At 59.1% G+C, this 22,280-nt stretch carries 19 protein-coding genes and 3 tRNA genes; 12 read left to right on the top strand and 10 right to left on the bottom strand.

What is annotated here, in order from left to right; genetic code table 11:
- Nucleotides 1–7 precede the first annotated feature (7 nt).
- From HCI85_RS15470 to HCI85_RS15415, 12 genes are all read left to right on the top strand, one after another.
- Entirely contained in the window at nt 8–1,042 is a 1,035-nt protein-coding gene (locus HCI85_RS15470; RefSeq protein WP_160088352.1) for a hypothetical protein, read from the top strand.
- A gap of 2 nt (nt 1,043–1,044) precedes the next feature.
- A complete protein-coding gene (locus HCI85_RS15465; protein WP_167145690.1) occupies nt 1,045–2,238 on the top strand; it encodes a hypothetical protein in 1,194 nt (397 codons plus the stop codon).
- Entirely contained in the window at nt 2,228–2,833 is a 606-nt protein-coding gene (locus HCI85_RS15460; protein ID WP_342636242.1) for a DUF6160 family protein, read from the top strand. The genes HCI85_RS15465 and HCI85_RS15460 overlap by 11 nt, the downstream gene beginning before the upstream one ends.
- 11 nt (nt 2,834–2,844) lie before the next feature.
- Complete coding sequence (locus HCI85_RS15455) at nt 2,845–5,166, top strand: DUF6160 family protein (RefSeq protein ID WP_167145688.1); 2,322 nt, start codon at nt 2,845–2,847, stop codon at nt 5,164–5,166.
- A 251-nt stretch (nt 5,167–5,417) separates the two neighbouring features.
- Complete coding sequence (locus tag HCI85_RS15450) at nt 5,418–6,515, top strand: carboxynorspermidine decarboxylase (protein WP_167145686.1); 1,098 nt, start codon at nt 5,418–5,420, stop codon at nt 6,513–6,515.
- A gap of 132 nt (nt 6,516–6,647) precedes the next feature.
- Nucleotides 6,648–7,892 carry a saccharopine dehydrogenase family protein gene (locus HCI85_RS15445; protein ID WP_167145684.1) on the top strand — a complete coding sequence of 415 codons (1,245 nt, stop codon included), beginning with the start codon at nt 6,648–6,650 and terminating at the stop codon, nt 7,890–7,892.
- Between the two features lie 288 nt (nt 7,893–8,180).
- Complete coding sequence (locus HCI85_RS15440) at nt 8,181–9,728, top strand: 2-isopropylmalate synthase (RefSeq protein WP_167145682.1); 1,548 nt, start codon at nt 8,181–8,183, stop codon at nt 9,726–9,728.
- On the top strand, nt 9,725–10,546 hold the full coding sequence (locus HCI85_RS15435) for an energy transducer TonB (protein ID WP_167145680.1): 822 nt from the start codon (nt 9,725–9,727) through the stop codon (nt 10,544–10,546). Before HCI85_RS15440 ends, HCI85_RS15435 begins: the two co-directional genes overlap by 4 nt.
- Nucleotides 10,547–10,601: 55 nt before the next feature.
- The gene (gene rimI, locus HCI85_RS15430) at nt 10,602–11,054 is read left to right on the top strand and encodes a ribosomal protein S18-alanine N-acetyltransferase (protein WP_090251416.1); all 453 of its coding nucleotides are present in this window, start codon (nt 10,602–10,604) and stop codon (nt 11,052–11,054) included.
- A 128-nt stretch (nt 11,055–11,182) separates the two neighbouring features.
- The gene (locus HCI85_RS15425) at nt 11,183–13,093 is read left to right on the top strand and encodes a bifunctional metallophosphatase/5'-nucleotidase (RefSeq protein ID WP_167145678.1); all 1,911 of its coding nucleotides are present in this window, start codon (nt 11,183–11,185) and stop codon (nt 13,091–13,093) included.
- Nucleotides 13,094–13,194: 101 nt separating this feature from the next.
- Nucleotides 13,195–13,839, top strand: coding sequence for a carbonate dehydratase (gene can, locus HCI85_RS15420; RefSeq protein WP_160088338.1), 645 nt, complete (start codon nt 13,195–13,197; stop codon nt 13,837–13,839).
- 3 nt (nt 13,840–13,842) lie between these two features.
- The gene (locus HCI85_RS15415; protein ID WP_167145676.1) at nt 13,843–14,751 is read left to right on the top strand and encodes a DMT family transporter; all 909 of its coding nucleotides are present in this window, start codon (nt 13,843–13,845) and stop codon (nt 14,749–14,751) included.
- A 248-nt stretch (nt 14,752–14,999) separates the two neighbouring features.
- Here the strand turns inward: HCI85_RS15415 and HCI85_RS15410 are convergent.
- The 10 genes from HCI85_RS15410 to HCI85_RS15365 all read right to left on the bottom strand — a co-directional run bounded on the left by HCI85_RS15410 (nt 15,000) and on the right by HCI85_RS15365 (nt 22,116).
- Nucleotides 15,000–15,076, bottom strand: a tRNA-Met gene (locus tag HCI85_RS15410).
- A 77-nt stretch (nt 15,077–15,153) separates the two neighbouring features.
- Nucleotides 15,154–16,254, bottom strand: a complete 1,101-nt coding sequence (gene ychF, locus HCI85_RS15405) for a redox-regulated ATPase YchF (RefSeq protein ID WP_090251429.1) — start codon at nt 16,252–16,254, stop codon at nt 15,154–15,156.
- Nucleotides 16,255–16,287: 33 nt separating this feature from the next.
- Nucleotides 16,288–16,878 (bottom strand): aminoacyl-tRNA hydrolase, encoded by a 591-nt coding sequence (pth, locus tag HCI85_RS15400; protein ID WP_160088333.1) that lies wholly within the window; start codon nt 16,876–16,878, stop codon nt 16,288–16,290.
- 69 nt (nt 16,879–16,947) lie between these two features.
- Complete coding sequence (locus HCI85_RS15395) at nt 16,948–17,550, bottom strand: 50S ribosomal protein L25/general stress protein Ctc (protein ID WP_090251434.1); 603 nt, start codon at nt 17,548–17,550, stop codon at nt 16,948–16,950.
- A gap of 114 nt (nt 17,551–17,664) precedes the next feature.
- On the bottom strand, nt 17,665–18,606 hold the full coding sequence (locus tag HCI85_RS15390) for a ribose-phosphate pyrophosphokinase (protein ID WP_090251437.1): 942 nt from the start codon (nt 18,604–18,606) through the stop codon (nt 17,665–17,667).
- Nucleotides 18,607–18,651: 45 nt separating this feature from the next.
- A tRNA-Gln gene (locus HCI85_RS15385) sits at nt 18,652–18,726 on the bottom strand.
- Nucleotides 18,727–18,778: 52 nt separating this feature from the next.
- Nucleotides 18,779–18,853, bottom strand: a tRNA-Gln gene (locus HCI85_RS15380).
- A 43-nt stretch (nt 18,854–18,896) separates the two neighbouring features.
- The gene (gene ispE / locus HCI85_RS15375; protein WP_167145674.1) at nt 18,897–19,772 is read right to left on the bottom strand and encodes a 4-(cytidine 5'-diphospho)-2-C-methyl-D-erythritol kinase; all 876 of its coding nucleotides are present in this window, start codon (nt 19,770–19,772) and stop codon (nt 18,897–18,899) included.
- Complete coding sequence (lolB, locus tag HCI85_RS15370; protein ID WP_090251442.1) at nt 19,769–20,386, bottom strand: lipoprotein insertase outer membrane protein LolB; 618 nt, start codon at nt 20,384–20,386, stop codon at nt 19,769–19,771. The genes ispE and lolB overlap by 4 nt, the downstream gene beginning before the upstream one ends.
- Entirely contained in the window at nt 20,386–22,116 is a 1,731-nt protein-coding gene (locus HCI85_RS15365) for a tetratricopeptide repeat protein (protein ID WP_167145672.1), read from the bottom strand. Before HCI85_RS15365 ends, lolB begins: the two co-directional genes overlap by 1 nt.
- Between the last annotated feature and the right edge of the window lie 164 nt (nt 22,117–22,280).

Raw genomic sequence — 22,280 nt, 5'->3', positions numbered from 1 at the left:
ATCCGCCATGCATCCCACTTTGCGTTTTGCCAAGACTGCTTGTGCTCTCATGTGCAGTGTGCTGCTGAGTGCTACTGCCCATGGGGCAATGGTTGAGTTAGCGGACAACGAATTATCGGAGGTCACTGGGCAGGCCTTTATCAATCTGACCACCGATAGCCATGCCGGAGTGAATTACACCCGCATCAATTTCGGTATGGACATTGAAACCCAGTTGAACATGAACAAACTCAAGCTGGGTCTGTATGGGCGAACAGGTGAGGCGGCTAATACTGCAGATATCAATATCGATAATTTTGCCCTGGGGTCGGTGAATGCGAACGACACAATTAACCCATTCCGTATTTCTAACCCTTTTCTAGAGCTGGCCTACAAAGACAACAAGGTAGTGGGGGTACGTCTCGGCTTTGGTGAAGCGCAAGGGCACTTGTCGGGCAATATCAATACCTACACCGGTAACCTGGCCATCGATATTTTCGGTAAAGGCAGCTATCTGGGGCCCAAGATTACTTGTGGCTGGGACTTCATCGTTTGCTTGCCAGCTAAAGGTTTGGTGAGTGGTGTGTGGGCCAATGAAGACTTCAAAGCTGAGGCTTCGCTGGTGAATGGCTCCGGCAACTCCGACCCCGTACGTGGAACCATGGCGGGGTTGACCAATGGCACCAAGCTTTCCATGCCAGACTCAAGTGCTGCAGCCAACTTCTTGCTGGGATTATTTACCTCGCAGAACTGTGGGCTGTTGGGGGTCAACACCTGCTTCAACCTGTCCGACTACGGCAGCATCCCAATCGGCAAGTTTGATAACCAGACTCAGCAATTTGTCGGCACTGCTAACGGCGTATTCCTCTCCATGCAGACGGAAAACGTACAGTGGCGCGATCAGCAGGATGCCAGCAAGTTCATCACGGCTCTGGCGGGTGCTTTCATGAATCTGCCACGTAATGCAGATGGCACAGCGGCCATTACTCTGAGTTTCCAGCAGGCGCTGGAAGGCATTGCGCGCAAAGATACTTGCCTCGGTTCAGCGACTCACGGGTGCTAATCATGCTTCGATCAATTTGCTTCTGCGTATTGCTTTCGTTTGCCACTTGCAGCTTTGCGGAAATGCAGGAAATGGCTGACGAGGAGCTTTCCAGTGTTCAAGGCGCCGGTTTCGGTTTTGTGTTGGACGGCATCATGCTGGATGCGTCGGCCGCCAATATCACCATCAATGATATTGAACGGGTCAAGGCCGATGGCACGAAGGAGAGCATGCCGGTCAAGTTATCGGAGTTCTACCTCAGCGGCAGTGGGAGTAACAAAGGTGCCAATAAGACTCCGGTTACATTGGGGCGGCTGAACCACCCCTTTACCGTAACCCTGGGCAAGGGCGAAGAAATGCGTGCGCTCAGTGACACCTGGGAGCAGCGCAGTAAGGTCGTACGCGAGGGAGGCGTCAACAAAACGGTTCAATACTGGGCGCCCAGTGGTGCATCGCAATGGGTGCAGACTACCCCGAGCAATGTGGCCGTGCTAACACTGGCCTTTCCTGAGCGCATGACCTCAGGCGGCTCAAGCTGTATCGGCGGTTACGCTGGTGCGGGGTTGAACTGCTCAAGCGATCCAAGCGGTCGTGCTGATCTCGGCATGCGCTTTGACTTCAGTGTTGGCGGCGGACGCAAGGACATTCTTGATTTTGACCTGGCCCAGTTGACCATGGACGGCTCCTATCTGCGCTTGTGGGGTGATAACAGTCGTAAGCAGTTGGTCGGCGAAGCGTTGATCAATATCTTTGCCAAAAACCTTGATATCAGTGCCTGTACGGCCCCGGAGGCGGCTGCCAATTGCAGCGCTGCGGCGGCCTTGGGCGGTACGCTGTATCTGACCAATGCATACGCCAATATTGCGCTGGGCTATGGCAAATCGCAGCCGCTGCAGTTTGATGTGAACAGCAACGGCCAATTTGTTTTGGAACTCAGTAATCCTGTGAATACCAGCGGTACGGCCGCCCAGCGCAATGCTCAGGCGGCAGACTTCTATGCCAATACCCCGCGTACCAATCTGGTCTTCGACAACATGAATATTGGTTACGGACGCCCACCCGCCAACGGATTCGCCAACATGCCAGGGGCGGCGGTGAACTCGAATGGTCAGGCTGTGGTGGGTGCTGGCGGCTTGAACGGGGGCTTTAACTTCGGTCGCAATGAAATTTCAGGGCTTAGCTTCAACTACCTGAAGGTGACCAGCCGTGATCTCTAAAGTCTGGTTAGCCATCAGCGCGCTGCTCGCCATGCCGGCCTTTGCCGAGATGCAGGCATTGGACGATGACACCCTGAGCAGCATGAACGGCCAGGGCGGGGTTTATCTGTCCGGTGAGTTCAGTATCAACAAGGATGGCGGCGTGCTGTGGAGCAAGCCGGTCAGCAACAACCCCAGCACCTGGACGGCCAGCCAGCGTAGCTGCGCCAATGCGGGTGCCACGACGCCGGAAAACTGCGGCATGCGTGTGGCGATCCGCTCCGAGGCGGAGGGCGGCTGGTATGTGCTGGATAACCTCAAGGGCGTGTTCAGCTTTGAGGGCCTGACTCTGCGTACGCGCACCATCAACAGCGGTTTCAATGGTGACGGTGCTGCGTTCAATCAGGATGTGCTGGAGTTCGGTTTGCCCAACGAGGTGAAGTTCAAAGACGGCAGTTTCGCCTTTGGCGTGGCCAACCAGGGCGGCTGGCAGAACAAGTCGCTGAGTGTGGCCAATGGCGGGAATCCGTCCTACCAGCAGACCAATATCTTCTCGGCGAAGATCGACGGCACCATCCGTATGCAGGGTAACGTGCTGATCTTTCCGCAGAATTGAGGAGCAGGGCCATGCACCGTCATTCGCTGTTGTTGCTCGCACTTCTGAGTCCGCTGACACAGGCCATGCAGGCACTGGATGATCAGGCGCTGTCATCCGTCAGCGGGCGCGACGGCATCAGCCTGCAAACCACTGGCGCTGGCTGGTCGGCGGGCAGTATTGACTACAAACAGGATGGTCAGACCCTAAGCCTCAAAGGCGTCAGTGGCACGCCGCAAACAGCGGGTAGCAGTTCGACCACTACGCTGGATGTGGTGGGTGAGCAATTGCAGGTGCAGCACAGCGGCAGTGCGCAGGTGCTCAGCGTCGATAACATCGAACTTGCCGGCAGCAGCAAAAGCTTTGGCGCCTTTAGCGCGTTTTTCACCCTGGGGGCCAGCCTCAAATTGAGTGGCGGCGGGGCCAGTGGCGTCAGCGGTTTCAGCGTGGATGACAGCCAACTGTCGTTGAGCGCGGCGACCTTCTATTACCGCGACAATGGCTTTGACCTGATCGTCAAAGGCCTGTCGTTCGATACTTACCTGAACAACGCCTACCTGGACATCGTCAGCGGCGGCAGCGGCCAGGAGATCAAACTGGACCTGGGCACCTCGCGTTTTGTCGGCTCAATTGCCGGCATCGGCCTCGACCTGGCACATGGCGACCCCACTGCCGGCGTGGTGGTGACACCGGGCGCCCCCGATCTGCGTGATGTCGATGCGCAGCGCAGCTTCGGCAAACTCAATATGGACCTGCGCCTGGGCGGCAGTATCAGCATTGCGGGGGGCGGCGCCAGTGGTGAGGGTCTGCGGATCAAACCGAATATCACCATCGCCAACAGCCTGTTCCAGTATCAGGATGAAGGCGTGCTGCGTGCTGAAAACTTTGCCGGCAGCTTGATCAGCAACTCTGGGCTGACTGTGGATCTGGAGCAGGACGGCGCGGGTAGCTATGCGAAAGTTGCCTTTCAGGACCTCAAGTTCAATGCCACCCTTGGCGGCCTGATCATGGGCAATCCGAGCAATCAGAAACTCGGCGGCCTGGCGGTGGATCTGAATTTTCTCGATCAGGGTGCGCGGCAGAACTGGTTGAAACTGCGCCCGGGCGGCGACCCCAACTCTGGACAGAAAGGTATCAGCGCTGACCTCAGTTGGAACATGGTCAACAGCTCGTTGGCACTCACCGATAACGGCAACACCATGTGGTTCAGCGGTCTGCGTACCCACGGCACGGGTCAGTTTACGTTTGATCTAACCAAGAGCTGCGCCGCTGGTGTCAGCGCCGGCTGCTATGCCGGCACCAACAGCGATATGAACAGTGGCGGCTACAACGGTCATTTCGATGGCATGCGCCTGGGCTTCAAGAATGTGGTCGGCAGCTACAGCTTCGATGGTCTGCGAGTGGGTACGGCTGATGCGCCACTCCAGGGGGGCACCGAGTTGCTGGTGCTGATGGAAATTTTCCCGGCCTACGATTTCACCCTCAACGGCCAGGTCACTCTGCGCGCTGGCGGTGCTGTGGGTGATGGGCTGCGCTACAACGCCGACTTCTATATCACCGAGGCGAATGCGGCGATTACCGTGGATGAAAACGGTCGTGGCCTTTGGCTCTCAGGCAGCAGCTATGACATGCATTACCGCGAAGGTTCGTTGGACATCAGCACTAACGGTGTGGAGCTGCGCAAGGGTACGTACTGGTCCAAACTTGATGTGAACGACGTGCGCTGGGGGGATCGGCAAACCGGTAGCAGCATTGGCCGTCTGGTGCTTAAACGCTATGAGCAGGGCTCGACCCTGGCCATCAATTCGGGCGGTGCTGGTGCCTTGTGCGTCGGTGGTAGCGGTGGCACGTCGTCGGCATGTGTGGCCAGCGGCGGGCGCTGGGAGGACCGGGGCGACGAAGGCATCTCGGTCAAGCTGAAGAATGTATTCGTGCGTGATGGCTCCGGTAACCCGGCCAATAGCGTATCGAACAACGAGAAACGCAATCAGATCATCATTGAAACCGGGCGGGTGAATGGGGTGAACGGCACCGGCAGCCAGCTGGTGGTGGACAACTTCCACACCTCTGATGGCAACCCGAGCAATCCGAACGCCAATGCCTATGGGTTTAACGTCGACCTTAACCTCGATGTGGCGCCGACCAAGGTGTGCAGCAAGACCGCCTCTGGTTGCACCCCCGTCAGTCCTGATCCGCTGGGTTTTGCGGTTAACGGTCGGGTGCACTTCAAAGAAGTGAATATCGACCGGATTCAGCATGTTCACCCCACCGGCGGTGCGGTGACCTCGATGTATGGGGTTAAGCTGCAAAACGCCGATATCCGCGCCAACCTGACGGCCACGCCGATCAACTGAACCCCCGCATCAGCGCCGCGCAGGCGCTGTATGCCGTCATGCCCCTGTCATCCTTGTTGGTCATTCTGCTGGCGCACGGTGGCAGGTGCTGGGTGCTTCCATCGCGCGCCCAATCGCCGCCAATGGTCGCTGAATCGAGGAAATATCCCCGTTGCCCTTTCGATATGTGCCGGTTGTCGGCACAATTCGCCTCCACTTTTTTGGGGGGAGCCTGTTGGCTTCCCGTTAGCCGACCTTGCAGGGGCAGCGCCATGATCAAAACGCCTTACTACCTGATCGACAAACAGAAGCTGCTGGGCAATCTGGAGAAGATCGCCTACGTACGCGAGCACTCCGGGGCCAAGGCGCTGCTGGCGCTCAAATGCTTCGCCACCTGGTCGGTGTTCGACCTGATGCAGCAATATATGGACGGCACCACGTCTAGTTCGCTGTATGAACTCAAACTCGGCCGACAGAAGTTCGCCGGCGAAACCCATGCCTACAGCGTGGCTTGGGCCGACGACGAGATTGAAGAGATGGTCGCCAACTGCGACAAGATCATCTTCAACTCCATTGGCCAGCTTGAACGCTTCGCCGATGCCACCGAAGGCACCATCCGTGGCCTGCGCGTAAACCCACAGGTGAGCAGCTCCGATTACCTGCTGGCCGACCCGGCGCGCCCGTTCAGCCGCCTGGGCGAGTGGGACCCGGAAAAGATCGCCGCCGTGATGGATAAGATCAGCGGCTTTATGTTCCACAACAACTGCGAGAACGGCAGCTTCGAGCTGTTCGACCAGATGCTGACCACCATTGAAGAGCGCTTCGGCCATCTGCTGGAGCAGGTCGAGTGGGTCAGCCTCGGGGGCGGCATTCACTTCACCGGTGACGACTACCCGCTGGATCAGTTCTGCGTGCGGCTCAAGGCCTTCTCTGAGCGTTTCGGGGTGCAGGTGTATCTGGAACCGGGCGAAGCGGCGATCACCCTGAGCTCCTCATTGGAAGTCACGGTGCTCGACACCCTTTACAACGGCAAGCACCTGGCCGTGGTCGACAGCTCGATCGAAGCACACATGCTCGACCTGCTGATCTACCGCCTCAACGCCAAGATGGAACCCTGCAGCGGTGAATACACCTACATGGTGTGCGGCAAGTCCTGCCTGGCCGGTGACATCTTTGGTGAATATCAGTTCGACAAACCTCTGGCCATCGGCGATCGCCTGTCGTTTATCGACGCCGCCGGTTACACCATGGTCAAGAAGAACTGGTTCAACGGCCTGAAAATGCCTTCCATCGCGGTCAAGCAACTCGACGGCAGCGTCGAAGTGGTGCGCGAATTTGGCTTTGACGATTACCTGTCCAGCCTGAGCTGATCCGTCGGGTGGACTGCATTTTTCGTCCACCGCTCTGAAATCACACAGGTGGATGCAAAAGCGTCATCCACCCGATGTGTTGTAAACCCGCTCCAGCTATCTCAATAACGCAGTACCCAGGAGGTGAAACAATTGAAGAAGAATGTTCTGATCATTGGTGCAGGAGGTGTCGCCAAGGTGGTGGCCCACAAGTGCGCGCAGCACAACGACGAATTGGGTCGCATTGCTATCGCGTCGCGCAACATCTCCAAATGCCAGGCCATCATCGACAGCGTTAACGCCAAGGGCAGTCTGAAACAGCCAGCCGAGATCAAGGCCTTTGCCCTCAATGCGCTGGATATTGAAGCAACCAAAGCACTGATCCGCGAAACCGAATCGCAGATCGTCATCAACGTGGGTTCGGCCTTCCTCAATATGTCGGTGCTGCGCGCCTGCATCGAGACCGGCGCCGCCTACCTCGACACCGCTATCCACGAAGAACCGGGCAAGATTTGCGAAACACCGCCTTGGTACGGTAACTACGAGTGGAAGCACCTGGCCGAATGCCAGGAAAAAGGCGTGACTGCCATCCTCGGCGTCGGTTTCGACCCGGGCGTGGTCAATGCCTACGCTGCACTGGCGCAGCAACAGTACTTCGACAGCATCGAGTCGATCGACATCCTCGACGTCAACGCCGGTTCGCACGGCAAGTACTTCGCCACCAATTTCGATCCGGAAATCAATTTCCGTGAATTCACTGGCCAAGTCTGGAGCTGGCAGAACAGCCAGTGGACCAGCAACACCATGTTTGAAGTCAAGCGCACCGACGACCTGCCGGTAGTCGGCGAACAGAATTTGTACCTGACCGGGCATGACGAAGTGCATTCCCTGTCCAAACACCTGAACGTGCCCAACGTGCGTTTCTGGATGAGCTTCGGTGAGCACTACATCAATGTGTTTACCGTGCTGAAAAACCTCGGCCTGCTCTCCGAACAACCGGTAAAAACCGCCGAAGGCCTCGAAGTTGTGCCGCTGAAACTGGTCAAGGCCGTTCTGCCCGATCCGTCCTCGCTGGCGCCGGGTTATAGCGGTAAGACCTGCATTGGTGACTTGGTCAAAGGCACTAAAGACGGCAAGCCAACTGAGCTGTTTATCTACAACGTCGCCGACCACAAAGATGCGTATGTGGAGACCGACAGCCAGGGTATTTCCTATACCGCAGGCGTACCGCCGGTCGCGGCAGCGCTGCTTGTGGCGCGTGGCGATTGGGATGTGGCACGCATGGCCAACGTTGAAGAGTTGCCGGCTGAGCCGTTCCTCAAGCTGCTGGATGTCATGGGGCTGCCGACGCGGATCAAAGATCAGCACGGTGATCGTCCCTGGGACCAGGCCCTCTGATTGGCTGCGCGTCGGCCCTGCTGCGTTAAAAACAGGCTCAGAATGCTCATGTACAACAGTACACTCCGCTTCTTCGCCTGTTTTTGCCTTGCAGGACTCTAGCTCGCTCAATCAGCCCAACGCCCGCCATTTGGCGGGCGTTTTGTTTCTGGCGTAGACGCCTCGGCTTAGGGGCCGAGTCGATGACTCCACGCTTCCCGCCCGTGGCATTTCACGCGACAATCAAGACTTATCGACACGCGCCCCAACGTCGGGCGCGTGCTACGGCGACTCCGTGAGGACACCAGCATGAGCAGCAACGACCGCGTCATTATTTTCGATACCACCCTGCGTGACGGTGAGCAGAGCCCCGGCGCGTCGATGACCGGTGAGGAGAAGCTGCGCATCGCCAAGGCCCTGGAGCGTTTGCGGGTTGATGTGATCGAAGCCGGCTTCGCCATCGCCAGCCCCGGTGACTTTGCGGCGGTCAAGGCGATTGCCGACAGCATCAAGGACAGCACCGTGTGCAGCCTGTCGCGTGCTCTGGATGCTGATATCGATCGCGCGGCGGAAGCGCTCAAAGGCGCCAACTCCGGGCGCATTCACACCTTTATCGCCACCAGCCCGATCCACATGCAACACAAGCTGCGCATGCAGCCGGATCAGGTCGTCGAGCAGGCCGTGCATGCGATCAAACGCGCGCGCAACCTGTGCAGCGATGTGGAGTTCTCCTGCGAGGACGCCGGTCGGTCCGAAATCGACTTCCTCTGCCGCATCATTGAAGCGGCCATCGACGCGGGCGCGCGCACTATCAATATCCCGGATACGGTCGGCTACGCGATTCCGCACCAGTACGCCGAGACCATACGCCAGTTGCTAAATCGCGTGCCCAACGCCGACAAGGCGGTGTTCTCCGTGCATTGCCACAACGACCTGGGCTTGGCCGTGGCCAACTCCCTGGCGGCTGTAGTGGCGGGTGCCCGTCAGGTTGAGTGCACCATCAACGGTCTTGGTGAGCGCGCTGGTAATGCCGCGCTGGAAGAGATCGTTATGGCGATCAAGACCCGTGAAGATCTGCTCGGCGTGCACACCCGTATCGATACCCCGCACATCCTCAGCACTTCGCGCATGGTCTCGGGCATCACCGGTTTTCCTGTGCAGCCGAACAAAGCCATTGTCGGCGCCAATGCCTTTGCTCACGAGTCCGGTATTCACCAGGACGGTGTGCTCAAGCACCGCGAAACCTACGAAATCATGTCTGCCCAGTCAGTAGGCTGGCACACCAACAAGTTGTCGCTGGGTAAATTGAGTGGGCGCAACGCCTTCCGTTCGCGTCTGGACGAGCTGGGGATCGTGCTGGCCGGCGAGGCTGAGCTGAATGCAGCCTTTGCTCGCTTCAAGGATTTGGCTGACAAAAAACACGAGATTTTCGATGAAGACCTGCAGGCCCTAGTGTCCGATACATTGGCCGAAGAGGCACCGGAGCACTTCAAGCTGATTACTTTGGACGTGGCGAGCAAAACCGGCGAAGTGCCGCAGGCGCAGGTTGTGGTCAGCGTGGAAGGTGCCGAGCACAGTGGTAATGCCCAGGGTTCGGGGCCGGTGGATGCCACCTTCAAGGCCATCGAATCGATTGCCCGCTCCGAGGCCAATCTGCAGTTGTATTCGGTCAACGCCATCACCCAGGGGACCGACTCGCAAGGTGAAGTGACGGTTCGTCTGGAAAAGGGCGGACGCATCGTCAACGGCAATGGCGCCGACACCGATATCCTGGTGGCCTCAGCCAAGGCCTATGTCAATGCCCTGAACCTTATGCAGGCCGGGCAGAAGGCGCATCCACAGGCGGCTGACGTTTGATTGCAGAACTGCGCCGCCGCGCCTACCTGAGCGCCATGCAGGTGGCCAGTTGGCTACCGCGTGTGGAGCTACCGTTTGCTGCGCCCTCGCGCCCGGAGTTGCTGCAGCCGCTGGTTGAGGCCGAGCCTGAGCAGGAGGTAGCCGCTGCCGTGCCACAGGCGGTGGCTGAAGCTGCGCCGGCCTATGAGCCGCCGCATGCCGAAACCGCCGTTGTCGCGCCAGTTACCCGCCCCAAGATCGAAGTGCCGCGTCCGGCGCCTCAGGGGCGTATGGCCAAGGTAGAACCGGCTACAGTCGACGCCGAAACGCAGGTCATGTCCCAGCCAACGCCCGTCGCACCACCGCGTTTTGCCCTGCAATTGCTGCGTGCTGGCGCCTGTGCAGTACTGGTCGAATTGCCCACCGGTGAGCCACTGCAAGGGCGCGATCCGGCGTATCTGCTGCTCAAGGATCTGTTGCGTGCCGCCGGTCTGCCGGACAGTCCGCAGCTGATTGGCGAGCCGGTGCGCTGGCCGCTGCTGGTGCGCGGGCAGATCGACCAGGGTCCGCAAGCGGCGCTGGAATATGTGCAGAGTTTTGTCGGCGCCCGGCTGGAAGAGCAGGAGCCGTGCAGTTGCCTATGGCTGGTGGGGCTGCCGGCGATTCGTTTTGCCGGGGAAGCCACTGCCGACGCCTACAACCGCGAGCTGCAAGTCGAGGGGCTGGGCGCTGCCTGGGCGCTGCCGGGCCTGGAACTGCTGATGGATGAGCCAGAACGCAAGCGCGAGCTGTGGCAGGCCATGCGCCGCGTGCGTCAGCGCTGGTTGGCTGCCAATTGAAGACTTCTTTCCCGGCCGCTTGGCTGGGTTTTTACCGTTTGCCGAGTCAATCTGAATGAGTGATGCAATCAGCTTCCGCCCGATGACGGCGGCGGATATCGATGCGGTGCTGAAAATCGAATATGCCGCCTTCAGCCACCCTTGGACGCGCGGCATCTTTACCGACAGCCTGACCGCTTACAACTGTTGGGTGATGTTTGAAGGCCAGCAGCAGGTTGGCCACGGCGTGATCCAGATCATCATGGACGAAGCGCACCTGCTCAATATCACCGTCAAGGCGGAAAGCCAGGGGCGTGGTCTGGGTTTGAAACTGCTCGAACACCTGATGCAGGAGGCCCAGAAGCAGGGGGCCAATGACTGTTTTCTGGAGGTGCGCGCGAGTAATCAGGTGGCTTACCGCCTGTATGAGCGCTACGGCTTTAACGAGGTTGGCCGGCGTCGCGATTACTACCCAGCCGTCGGTGGCCGTGAGGATGCCTTGGTGATGGTCTGCCCGCTGTTTGACTAGATCCCCGCTCGGCCATGCACTGACACGATTGGCTACCGTCAGCGGCGCTATTCGCCGCTGACCTGGCTCCGGGCTTGTCGCATACTTCCGGCAGCCGCGGTTATCGCCCATTGCCCTAAGGATCTGTCATGCGCCTGTCTGCTTCGTTGCTTGCAGTGTTCTGCTTATTCGCCACCGCTCAGGCCATCAGTGCCGAGCGCAGTTTTACCATCCTGCACACCAACGACTGGCAATCACGCCTGCTCGGTTTTGGCCCGAACAACGAATATTCCCCTGCGACCACCGGCGATGACGATACCGTCGGCGGCGTCGCGCGCCTGGCTACCTTGCTGGAGCTGCGCCGTGCCGCTGCCGGTGAGCAGCCAGTGCTGCTGCTTGATGGCGGCGACTTCAGCATGGGCACGCTGTTTCACACCGTGACCCGCGAAACCGGTGGCGAGCTGCGCCTGATGACCGAGCTGGGCTATGACGCAGCGACCCTGGGCAACCACGAATTCGATTTTCGTCCGGCCGGGTTGGCCGCGATGATCAGCTCGGCGCACAAGATCAAGGGCGATGCGCTGATGCCGCTGCTGTCGAGCAACCTCGGCTTTGACCCGGCGCGCAAGGAAGACGACAGCCTGCAGGTTCATTACGAGGCCGGGCGCATTGCGCCTTACAAGCTGATCGACAAGGGCGGTATTCGTTTTGGCTTGTTCGGCCTGCTCGGTAACAACGCCGTGGCAGTCAGCCCGATGATCAAACCGGCGGTGTTTGCCGATCCGGTCGCGGTTGCCCAAGCCATGGTCGCCAAGCTGCGCGAGGAGGGTGCCGAGGTGGTGATTCTGCTTTCGCACATGGGGGTGGTGCAGCAGGAAGACGGCAGCTGGCGCGGTGAAGAGGTCGAGCTGGTCGAGCAGGTGCCGGGCATCGATATCGTCGTTGGCGGTCACTCGCACACGGCTCTGGCGCAGCCTGTGCTGGTCAATGGGCGCACGCCTGTGATGCAGGCCGGCTCCGAGATTCAGCACCTGGGTGAATTGCGTATGCGTTTGCCGGCGGACGGCAAACCGCAGGTGGTCGATTACCAGCTGCACCCGATCAATGACCAGATTGCCGGCAGCGCTGCGGTGACTGCCAAGGTCGAGGACTTCAAGCAGGTGGTCAGTGCGCAGATGCTCGCGCCCAAGGGGTACACCTTCGACCAGCCGCTGGCCAAGGTCGATAAAACCCTGACCCGCGCCCATGACGATCCGATTCTCGGCAATCTGGTCACCGACGCGCTGCGCCACGCGACGGGCAGTGATGTGTCTTTTACTGGCAACGGCACTATCCGCGATAACCTGATCATGGGCCGGTATGGCGTGCAGGCGGTGTCTGACCTGTTTCGCATCGCTCCGCTGGGTGTTGGCGAGCTGGATGATGCGCCGGGTTATCCGCTGATCAAGGTGTATGTCAGCGGGCAGGAGCTGAAGAACCTGCTCGAAGTACTGTTGCTGGCCTATCAGGTGCGCGAAAGCAAAAGCTATTACCCGCGTGTGTCCGGCCTGCGCTTCAGCTACAACCCTTGGCGTGTGCCGTTTGATCGGGTCAGCCGGATTGAACTGGGCGACCCGATCAAGGGGTACACGCCGCTGGACCTGGCCGATCAACGGCTCTACAGCATCGGCGCCACCAGCTATGTCGGCAGCTTTACCTGGCTGGTCAGCGACCTGACCAAGGGCCTGCTCAGCGTGCAGCCCAAGGATGCCGAGGGGCGGCCATTGGCGGCGATCAAGGATGCAATCATTGATGCTGATCCGCAGCAGCCCGGCGTGCAGGAATATAAAGAATGGCAGGGGCTACTGGACCATATTCGCAGCCTGCAGGATCTGGATGGCGATGGCCTGGCTGATATCCCGACCCAGGGCGCGGCCGCTGAGCAACGCATGCTGCGTGTGCCCAGTCTGAAACCTGTTGAGCTTTACCGTTACGCCGGGCCGCTGCAATGGGGCGTGAGCCTGGTGCTGTTGGCGGGTGTGTTGCTGATTCTCTGGTTGTTGCGTCGCCGTCGCGCTTGATCATGCCCGCTGCCGTCTGTTTGCGGTGACGGAAGCCACTCGCGCTTGTCAAAAGCCGGTGGCGCTCCTATGGTGCGCATCGACGAATCCGGGAGTGACGCATGAGCGATTTACAGCACCTCTTCGACAACAACGCGCGCTGGGCCGAAGCGATCAAGGAAGAAGATCCCGAGTTCTTCGCCAAGCTGGCCCAGCAGCAGGTGCCCGAGTACCTGTGGATCGGCTGCTCCGATGCGCGGGTGCCGGCTAACGAGATTGTCGGCCTGCTGCCGGGCGATCTGTTCGTGCACCGCAACGTCGCCAACGTGGTGCTGCACACCGACCTCAACTGCCTGTCGGTGATCCAGTACGCGGTCGATGTGCTCAAGGTCAAACATATCCTGGTTACCGGGCACTACGGTTGTGGCGGCGTTCGCGCATCGATGCAGGATACCCAGTTCGGCCTGATCGACGGTTGGCTGCGCAGCATTCGCGACCTGTACTACGAGCACCGCGAACACCTGGCGCAGTTGCCCAGCGAAGAAGAGCAGGTCGATCGCCTGTGTGAGCTCAATGTGATCCAGCAAGTGGCCAACGTCAGCCACACCACCATCGTGCAGAACGCCTGGCATCGTGGGCAGCCGCTGGCGGTGCATGGCTGCATCTACGGCATCAAGGACGGCCGCTGGAAGAACCTCAACGTCACCGTCAGCGGCATGGAACAGCTGCCGCCGCAATACCGCCTGCGCCCGCTCGGTCAGCGCTGAGGTATGTCGTCTTCCGTGCGTATCGCGCTGGCCGGCCTGCTGCTGGCGACGCTGTGTTGGTCCGGCAATGCCCTGGTGGCGCGAGCGTTTGCCGGTGAGATTCCACCGTTTGCCTTGTCATTCTGGCGCTGGAGCCTGGCGCTGGTGCTGCTGTTGCCTTTCGTGGCCAAGCCGCTCTGGCAACACCGCGCGGCACTGCGTGCGGCCAGCTGGCGCTTGCTGGTGCTCGCCGGTGTCGGTATCGCCGGGTACAACAGCCTGCTGTATGCCGCTGCGCAAACCACCGCTGCGATCAATATCACCCTGGTCAACACCTGTCTGCCACTGATGACCTTTATCGGCGCGGGCCTGCTGCTTGGCGAGTGGCCGCATCGGCGCGCGTGGTGGGGCATGGCTGTGGCCGCAGGCGGGTTGCTGGTGCTGATCAGCAAAGGCAGCTGGGCCAGCCTCAGCGGCCTGGCCTTCAATAAAGGCGATCTGATTATGCTGCTGGCGGTGGCTGACTGGGCGCTCTATTCATTGCTGCTGCGGCGTTGGGCCAGCTACCTGCTGCCTATCCCACCGCTGGCCCTGCTTGGCGTACTGATGCTGCTGGGCGTGCCGCTGATTCTGCCGTTCTATCTCTACGAGCTGGCTCACGGCGCAAATTTCAGCGTGACGCCACATAACCTGGCTGCCATCTGCTACACCGCGATCTTTGCCTCACTACTTGCTTACCTCGCCTGGAACCACGCTATCCGCATTCTCGGTGCGGCCAAGGCCGCACTCTCCAACTACTTGATGCCAGTATTTACTGCACTACTGGGCTGGCTGCTGCTAGGGGAGGGGCTGCAAAGCTACCACTGGACCGGCGCCGCGTTGATCTTCGTAGGCCTGTTGCTGGGCACACAGGTGCTCGCAAAAAATCGCTAAGTGATCACGTAGCGGTTCTCTCTCAGGCAAGCAAATGCGCGCGTTTGCTAGAAATGTGGCAGCGGCGGGGCAAAGACAGGCACTGGACGTTTTAATTGTCGGGATGCCCGAGCACCAGGATATGTGCCGCTAGACGTAAGTCGCTTCTAAGCAAGATGAACATCAAGCAAGGACGGGGAGAGTAGTTGGAATGTAGTCTGCCCGGAAAACAAAAAAGGGCTTAGCTTTCGCTAAACCCTTGTTTTGTTTGGTGGCTACGCAGGGACTTGAACCCCGGACCCCAGCATTATGAATGCTATGCTCTAACCAGCTGAGCTACGTAGCCGAGTGGCGCGCATTATTCGCGTCTTGGGGTTAGGTGTCAACCCTGTTTTGCGAAAATTTCTGCGCGCGATCAATCGCTTACACGTTAAAGCGGAAATGCATGACGTCGCCGTCTTTCACGATGTAGTCCTTGCCTTCCAAGCGCCACTTGCCGGCTTCTTTGGTGCCAGCTTCGCCCTTGTACTGGATGAAGTCGTTGTAGGCGATGACTTCGGCGCGGATAAAGCCTTTTTCGAAGTCGGTGTGGATCACGCCAGCAGCCTGCGGAGCGGTGGCTCCGACGCGGACGGTCCAGGCGCGGACTTCTTCGACGCCAGCGGTGAAGTAGGTCTGCAGGTTGAGCAGTTCGTAGCCCGCGCGGATTACTCGGTTCAGGCCGGGTTCTTCGAGGCCCAGGGCTTCGAGGAACATGTCTTTTTCTTCGCCATCATCCAGCTCGGCGATTTCTGCTTCGATCTTGTTGCATACCGGCACCACGGGAGCGCCTTCGGCGTCGGCAATGGCCTGGACGATGTCGAGCAGTGGGTTGTTCTCAAAGCCGTCTTCGGCGACGTTGGCGATGTACATCACCGGCTTGCTGGTGAGCAGGTGGAAGCCACGTACCAGTTGCTTCTCGTCGTCACCCAGGGTCTTCATCAGGGTGCGCGCTGGCTTACCTTCGCTGAAGTGGGGGATGAGTTTTTCCAGCAGGGCTTTCTGTGCCACAGCTTCTTTGTCGCCGCCCTTGGCATTGCGCGTGGTCTTCTGCAGTTGCTTTTCGCAGCTGTCGAGGTCGGCGAAGATCAGTTCGAGGTCGATGATTTCGATATCGCGCTTAGGGTCGACGCTGTTGGCAACGTGAATCACGTTGTCGTCTTCAAAGCAGCGTACTACGTGGGCGATCGCGTCGGTCTCACGGATGTTGGCGAGGAACTTGTTGCCCAGGCCTTCGCCCTTTGATGCGCCTTCTACCAGGCCGGCGATATCGACGAATTCCATGGTAGTGGGCAGGATGCGCTTGGGGTTGACGATGGCTGCCAGCTCCGCGAGGCGCGGGTCAGGCATCGGCACGATGCCGCTGTTGGGCTCGATGGTGCAGAACGGAAAGTTCTCGGCCGCTATACCGGATTTGGTGAGGGCGTTAAACAGGGTGGACTTGCCGACGTTGGGCAGGCCGACGATGCCGCAGTTGAATCCCATGGTGTTGTCCCTCGCGCGAATTGCGGTAAAGAGTTAGGAGGTGGCTTTCTGGCTGTGCAGCTTGTGCATGGCTTTGCTCCAGTCGCCTGCGAGTATTTCCGGCAGGGTGCCCAGGGCAAAGTCGATGCTGGTGTCCAGCAGTTCCTGTTCGCTGCGTGGTGCGCGGCCGAGGACGAAGTTGGAAACCATGCTGCTGTGCCCGGGATGGCCGATACCAAGCCGCAGGCGGTAAAAATTATTCTGATTACCGAGCTGGGCGATGATGTCGCGCAGCCCGTTATGTCCGCCGTGCCCGCCACCCAGTTTGAGTTTGGCGACGCCGGGAGGCATATCGAGTTCGTCGTGGGCCACCAGAATGGCTTCCGGCGGGATGCGGAAGAAATTCGCCAATGCCGCTACGGCCTGGCCGCTGCGATTCATAAAGGTGGTGGGGATCAGCAGGCGAACATCGCGGCCCTGATGGCTGAATTTGCCAACCAGGCCAAAATACTTTTTGTCGAGGCTCAGGTTGATGCGCTGGCTGTCAGCCAGGCGCTCAACGAAAAGGGCCCCTGCATTATGCCGAGTCTGGTCGTATTCAGGGCCGGGGTTACCCAGGCCAACGATCAGTTGTACGGCAGTCATGTCAGGAGCCCTTTTGTGGAAATAGCTCGGCAGAATCGCATACCGAGCTGGTTTCCGACACTGCGAGGATTACTCGGCAGCGCCTTCGTCTTTAGCAACGCGGGAGGCGTGGATGTTAGCCACTGCCAGGTCGTTACCGTGAGCCAGTGCAACCAGCTCAACGCCTTTCGGCAGTTTCAGGTCGGCCAGGTGAACGATCTGACCCACTTCAACGGCAGCCATGTCGACTTCGATGAATTCAGGCAGGTCTTTCGGCAGGCAGGAAACTTCTACTTCAGCCAGGACGTGGGAGACTTCGCCGCCTTGCTGCTTAACGCCAACCGAAGTTTCTTGGTTGATGAAGTGCAGGGGAACGATAGCGGTCAGTTTCTGGCCAGCGACTACGCGAACGAAGTCAGCGTGCAGCACGTAGCCTTTGGCTGGATGGCGCTGCAGGGCTTTGATGATCACGCTTTCGTTGCTGCCGGCTACGTTCAGGCTCAGCACGTGGCTGTAGGCTGCTTCGTTTTCCAGCAGTTTGGCCAGTTCTTTGGCCAGCAGGCTAATCGATTGTGGAGCTTTTTCGCCACCGTAAATTACGGCAGGAACCATGGCAACGTTACGACGCAGGCGGCGGCTCGCACCTTTCCCCAGGTCGGAACGCACTTCGGCATTCAGGGCAAATTCAGTCATTTCACTTCTCCAAAATAACCAAACCGTCCGTTACGCTTGCGACCAGCGACGGGACGGTTGGTTGAAAAGCCTTGCCGTCAGGGCAGGGCGTTTGCGCTCAGGGCGTATACCGAATTAACGGAACATCGCGCTGATCGATTCTTCATTGCTGATGCGGCGAACCGCTTCAGCGACTACCGGTGCGATGTCCAGTTGGCGAATACGCGAACAGGATTGCGCGGCGGCGGACAGCGGGATGGTGTTAGTCACCACCAGCTCGTCGAGTACGGATTTTTCAATGTTTTCGATTGCCCGGCCAGACAGTACAGCGTGTGTGGCGTAAGCGAAGACTTTCGAGGCGCCGTGTTCTTTCAGCGCTTTGGCGGCGTGGCACAGCGTGCCAGCGGTATCCACCATGTCGTCGACCAGGATGCAGGTACGGCCTTCAACATCACCGATGATGTGCATCACTTCGGAGTGGTTGGCTTTTTCGCGGCGCTTGTCGATGATCGCCAGATCAACACCCAGGGACTTGGCCACAGCGCGTGCACGCACTACGCCGCCGATATCCGGGGAGACAATCATCAGGTTTTCAAAGCGCTGGTCTTCGATGTCGTCCACCAGTACTGGGGAGCCGTAGATGTTATCTACCGGAATATCGAAGAAGCCCTGGATCTGATCAGCGTGCAGGTCGACGGTGAGAACCCGGTCGATGCCTACAACGGTGAGCATGTCAGCCACAACTTTGGCACTGATTGCCACGCGGGCGGAGCGCGGACGGCGATCCTGGCGGGCATAGCCGAAGTAGGGGATAACTGCAGTAATTCGGGTCGCTGATGAACGGCGGAAGGCATCGGCCATCACTACCAGTTCCATCAGGTTATCGTTGGTTGGCGCGCACGTCGGTTGAATCAGGAAGACGTCTTTACCGCGGACGTTTTCGTTGATTTCAATCATGATCTCGCCGTCGGAGAACTTACCGACAGAAGCATCACCGAGGGGAATGTGCAGCTGACGTACGATACGTCGCGCCAGATCGGGGTTAGCGTTCCCCGTAAAAACCATCATCTTGGACACGCGCAGTACCTGCCGGCTGGGGGTATACCTGGATGAGTACAGAAATGGCAGGGGCGGCTGGATTCGAACCAACGCATGCCAGGATCAAAACCTGGTGCCTTACCGCTTGGCGACGCCCCTGTATCCTGTGTAACCGAATGCTTTGAGTTGTCTATCCGCTCCAGGGCGGAAATGGCAGGGGCGGCTGGATTCGAACCAACGCATGCCAGGATCAAAACCTGGTGCCTTACCGCTTGGCGACGCCCCTATTACCGTACAACTCTATGCTCTTAATTACTAAGAGCGAACATTCACTTCCTGACCAATGTTTCGAGCTTGCGGTGCAACATCGAAATGTTACGGCCTTGGGCAATAAAACTTGGCAATGTGGCTGGAAGTTGGCGGGCGACTTTATCAGCATCGTCCTGGTTTGGGAAGCTCCCAAACACACAAGCTCCAGTGCCGGTTAGTCTAGTTGGAACAAATTTGTTCAACAAGATCAAAGCGTTATGTACTTCAGGATAACGCTTCTGTACTACCGGCTGGCAGTCATTACGACCACCCCCCTCAAGAAGGCTGCGAACTTTAATGGGCGGCGTATCCCGTGTCAACTCGGGGTCGGAGAAAATTTCCGCTGTGCTGACAAGTACTTGCGGAATGGCGACAAGAAACCAGGGTTCGCTCAGGGTCACCGGTTGCAGCTTTTCACCGACGCCTTCGGCAAATGCCGCGTGACCACGCACGAATACCGGTACGTCTGCGCCCAGGCTGAGGCCCAGGGAAGCCAGTTGGTCTTCGCTATAGTTCAGCTGCCACAGATGGTTGAGGCCGAGTAGGGTAGTAGCAGCATCCGAACTGCCGCCGCCAATGCCGCCGCCCATGGGCAGGCGCTTGTCCAGCCAGATGTCGGCACCCAGGGTGCAGTTTGCGTGCTGTTGCAGCATGCGCGCGGCACGCACGATCAGGTTGCTGTCGTGGGGTACGCCGTCGATGGGCGTATGCAGGTGAATTTCACCGTCGGGGCGCAGGGCAAAGCCCAGCTCGTCACCGAAGTCGAGAAACTGAAACAGGGTTTGCAGCTCGTGATAGCCGTCGGTGCGGCGGCCGAGGATATGCAGCATCAGGTTGAGCTTGGCCGGTGCCGGCAGAGTCAGTTTGGCAGCGGCGGGTATTGCCGGTGTGGTCATTGGCCGAGCTGGCGCGGTTGCCAGTCCTTGATTACCAAGGTGACCTGCAGGTCAAAGCCGCTGAGCTTGATGCGCTCCGGCAGCCAGAAACCATTCTGCTCGGCATAGCTGAGGTACTCGACATGCCAGCCGTCTTGGCTCAATTGCGCCAGGTGGCTTTGGCTGTCGAGGTTCAGGCGGCTTTTGCTGTCTGGCGAAGGCAGGCCGCGAATCCACCAGAAGAGGTGTGAAACGGGCAGGTTCAGGCCCAGTTGGTCGCGCAGCAGTTGTTCGGGTGACTCAGCCTGGTAGCGGCCTTGGTTGGCCACTTCCAGTTGAATGGCGCCTGGGCGGCCGGTCAGACGTGCGGCACCGCGACCCAGTGGGCCGGACAGGCGGATGTCGTAATAGTCTTGGCGTTGTAGCCAGAAAAGAGTGCCGCTACCGGAGTCTTTCGGTGCACGGATACCGACTTTGCCATTGATCTGCCAGGCATCCAGGCCGCTGATCTGTTGCTTGTGCGCTTGCCAGCTTTGCGCGTTGCCCTGGCCTTCAAGGGCTTCGCGGGAGGTCAGGCCTGCGCAGCCTGCCAGTAATGTAATCAGGCTGAAAACTATCAGGTGGCGCGCAAGCATCAAAGCGTCTCTGCTCCGGTCAGGCGCAGCAGGGTGCTGCGCAGGATTGGGCTGTCGGGTTGTTGTTTCAGGGCTTCACGCCAGAGTTTGCGCGCTTCTTTCTGTTTCCCTTGTGCCCACAGCACTTCACCCAGGTGGGCGGCGACTTCGTGGTCGGGAAATTCCTGCAGTGCTCTGCGCAGTAGGCGTTCAGCTTCATCCAAATTGCCCAGGCGGTAATTCACCCAGCCGAGGCTGTCGAGTACTGCAGGGTCTTCAGGGTTGAGTTGGTGCGCCTGCTCGATCAACTGTTTGGCTTCGGCGTAGCGCGTGGTGCGGTCGGCGAGGGTGTAGCCCAGTGCATTGAGTGCCATGGCGTTGTCTGGTTCGCGCTCGAGTATAAAGCGCAGGTCACGCTCCAGCAGTGCGAGATCATCGCGCTTTTCCGCGAGCATGGCGCGGGTGTAGAGCAAGTTGAGGTCTTCGGGGAACTGTTCCAATCCTTGTTGGATCAGCTGCCAGGCGCGTTCGGTGTCCTGCTGCTTGGACCAGGCTTCGGCTTCGATCAGGTACAGCTGGATGGCGTAGTCAGGCTGGCTTTCGCGAGCTTGACGCAGTCGCTCGGCGGCTTCTTCAGCACGCTGTGCCTTGAACAGCAGTTCGCTCTGCCGGGCTTGGGCCGGCAGGTAATCGTTGCCGGGGCCGACCAGGGCGTACTCGATCAATGCGCTGGCGGTATCACCGAGTTCTTCATAGGCGCGGGCCAGGTTGTAATGCGCGGCTTCACTGTGGCTGTCGCGTTCGACCAGTTCTTCGAGATAGACGATGGCCTCTTTCCAGGCTTTGGCTTCAAGGCAGACCAGTGCCAGCGAAAAGCGCAGGTCATCATCATCAGGGTTCTGTTGCAGCAGTGAGGCAAACTCGCCTTTGGCTTCGTCCAGGCGGTCTTCGGCCACCAGCAGACGTGCATAGGTGAGGCGCAGGCGCTTGTCGTCCGGGTATTGCTCGATGCCTTTTTCCAGCAGCGGCAGGGCCTCATCGTTGCGCTCAAGGCTTTGCAGTAGGCGGGCATGCAACAGGATTGAGGCGATGGGGCGGTCTTTACTGGGTTGCTGCTCCAGTAGCTCCAGGGCCTCCTGCGGCTGGCCATTCTGTTGCAGCAGCAGGGCTTTGCCAAATTGCAGCTGGCTGTTGTCCGGATACTTTGACTGCAGGCGGTTGAAGCTTTGCAGCAGGCCGGCGCGGGTGTCCGGGTCAGTTTCAGCGGCGGATAGGGCGAGGAAGTCGAAATGCGTATCGCCCTGACGCTGCAGCACCTGCTCCATAAAGGTCATGGATTCGTCATAGCGGCCGGCACGTGCCAGTTGCACGGCGGCGGCGCGCTGCGCGTCGATATTCTCGGGAGCGGTCTTGGCCCACAGCAGGCTGGTTTCCAGCGCGGGCTGTTCGGCCCCCAGGTACTCGGCTATGCGAAAGCCGCGCTCGGCGACGCCAGCATCCTGGGTGGCATTGGCCTGCTCTACATAGTTTTCCAGGGCAATGTCGAAGCGGTTGCGCTGGCCTGCCAGTTCCGCGACCAGCAGCGACAGCAGGGTTTCTTGGCTGAAGTTGCGGTAAACCTGCGGCTGTGTTTCTGCGGCGACAACAGCGGGCTCTTCCACCGGTGGCGTGCCATCCGGAGCAGAGGGGGTAAAGGTCTGGCAGCCACTTAAAAAGGCAGCGGCAGTCAGCAACGCGAAGGATCTATTCATAGGAAGAGTATGTGGCCAACCTGCGGTTTGGGCATCATGACACAAGCGCTGGGGCAAGCCCATGGGCTGCAATGATGCGGATTAAGAGATAAAGCTGGCTATTGGGACAATCGGCCGCAGTGGTTGTTCTCGCTTTGCCGAAGTAGGACAATTGCCGGCTTCCA

Source organism: Pseudomonas sp. OTU750018 (assembly GCF_011636575.1).
In the GTDB taxonomy this organism is placed as follows: Bacteria; Pseudomonadota; Gammaproteobacteria; order Pseudomonadales; family Pseudomonadaceae; genus Aquipseudomonas; species Aquipseudomonas peli.
This window is presented reverse-complemented; position numbering and strand designations above follow the sequence as displayed.

Bases quoted from the DNA above. Each gene is read 5' to 3' on its own strand.
- HCI85_RS15450 (WP_167145686.1), top strand. From the start codon at position 5,418: ATGATCAAAACGCCTTACTACCTGATCGACAAACAGAAGCTGCTGGGC.
- pth (WP_160088333.1), bottom strand. From the start codon at position 16,878: ATGACTGCCGTACAACTGATCGTTGGCCTGGGTAACCCCGGCCCTGAA.
- HCI85_RS15470 (WP_160088352.1), top strand. From the start codon at position 8: ATGCATCCCACTTTGCGTTTTGCCAAGACTGCTTGTGCTCTCATGTGC.
- HCI85_RS15395 (WP_090251434.1), bottom strand. From the start codon at position 17,550: ATGACTGAATTTGCCCTGAATGCCGAAGTGCGTTCCGACCTGGGGAAA.
- ispE (WP_167145674.1), bottom strand. From the start codon at position 19,772: ATGACCACACCGGCAATACCCGCCGCTGCCAAACTGACTCTGCCGGCA.
- HCI85_RS15415 (WP_167145676.1), top strand. From the start codon at position 13,843: ATGTCGTCTTCCGTGCGTATCGCGCTGGCCGGCCTGCTGCTGGCGACG.
- HCI85_RS15465 (WP_167145690.1), top strand. From the start codon at position 1,045: ATGCTTCGATCAATTTGCTTCTGCGTATTGCTTTCGTTTGCCACTTGC.
- ychF (WP_090251429.1), bottom strand. From the start codon at position 16,254: ATGGGATTCAACTGCGGCATCGTCGGCCTGCCCAACGTCGGCAAGTCC.
- HCI85_RS15365 (WP_167145672.1), bottom strand. From the start codon at position 22,116: ATGAATAGATCCTTCGCGTTGCTGACTGCCGCTGCCTTTTTAAGTGGC.
- lolB (WP_090251442.1), bottom strand. From the start codon at position 20,386: ATGCTTGCGCGCCACCTGATAGTTTTCAGCCTGATTACATTACTGGCA.
- HCI85_RS15440 (WP_167145682.1), top strand. From the start codon at position 8,181: ATGAGCAGCAACGACCGCGTCATTATTTTCGATACCACCCTGCGTGAC.
- HCI85_RS15425 (WP_167145678.1), top strand. From the start codon at position 11,183: ATGCGCCTGTCTGCTTCGTTGCTTGCAGTGTTCTGCTTATTCGCCACC.
- rimI (WP_090251416.1), top strand. From the start codon at position 10,602: ATGAGTGATGCAATCAGCTTCCGCCCGATGACGGCGGCGGATATCGAT.
- HCI85_RS15455 (WP_167145688.1), top strand. From the start codon at position 2,845: ATGCACCGTCATTCGCTGTTGTTGCTCGCACTTCTGAGTCCGCTGACA.
- can (WP_160088338.1), top strand. From the start codon at position 13,195: ATGAGCGATTTACAGCACCTCTTCGACAACAACGCGCGCTGGGCCGAA.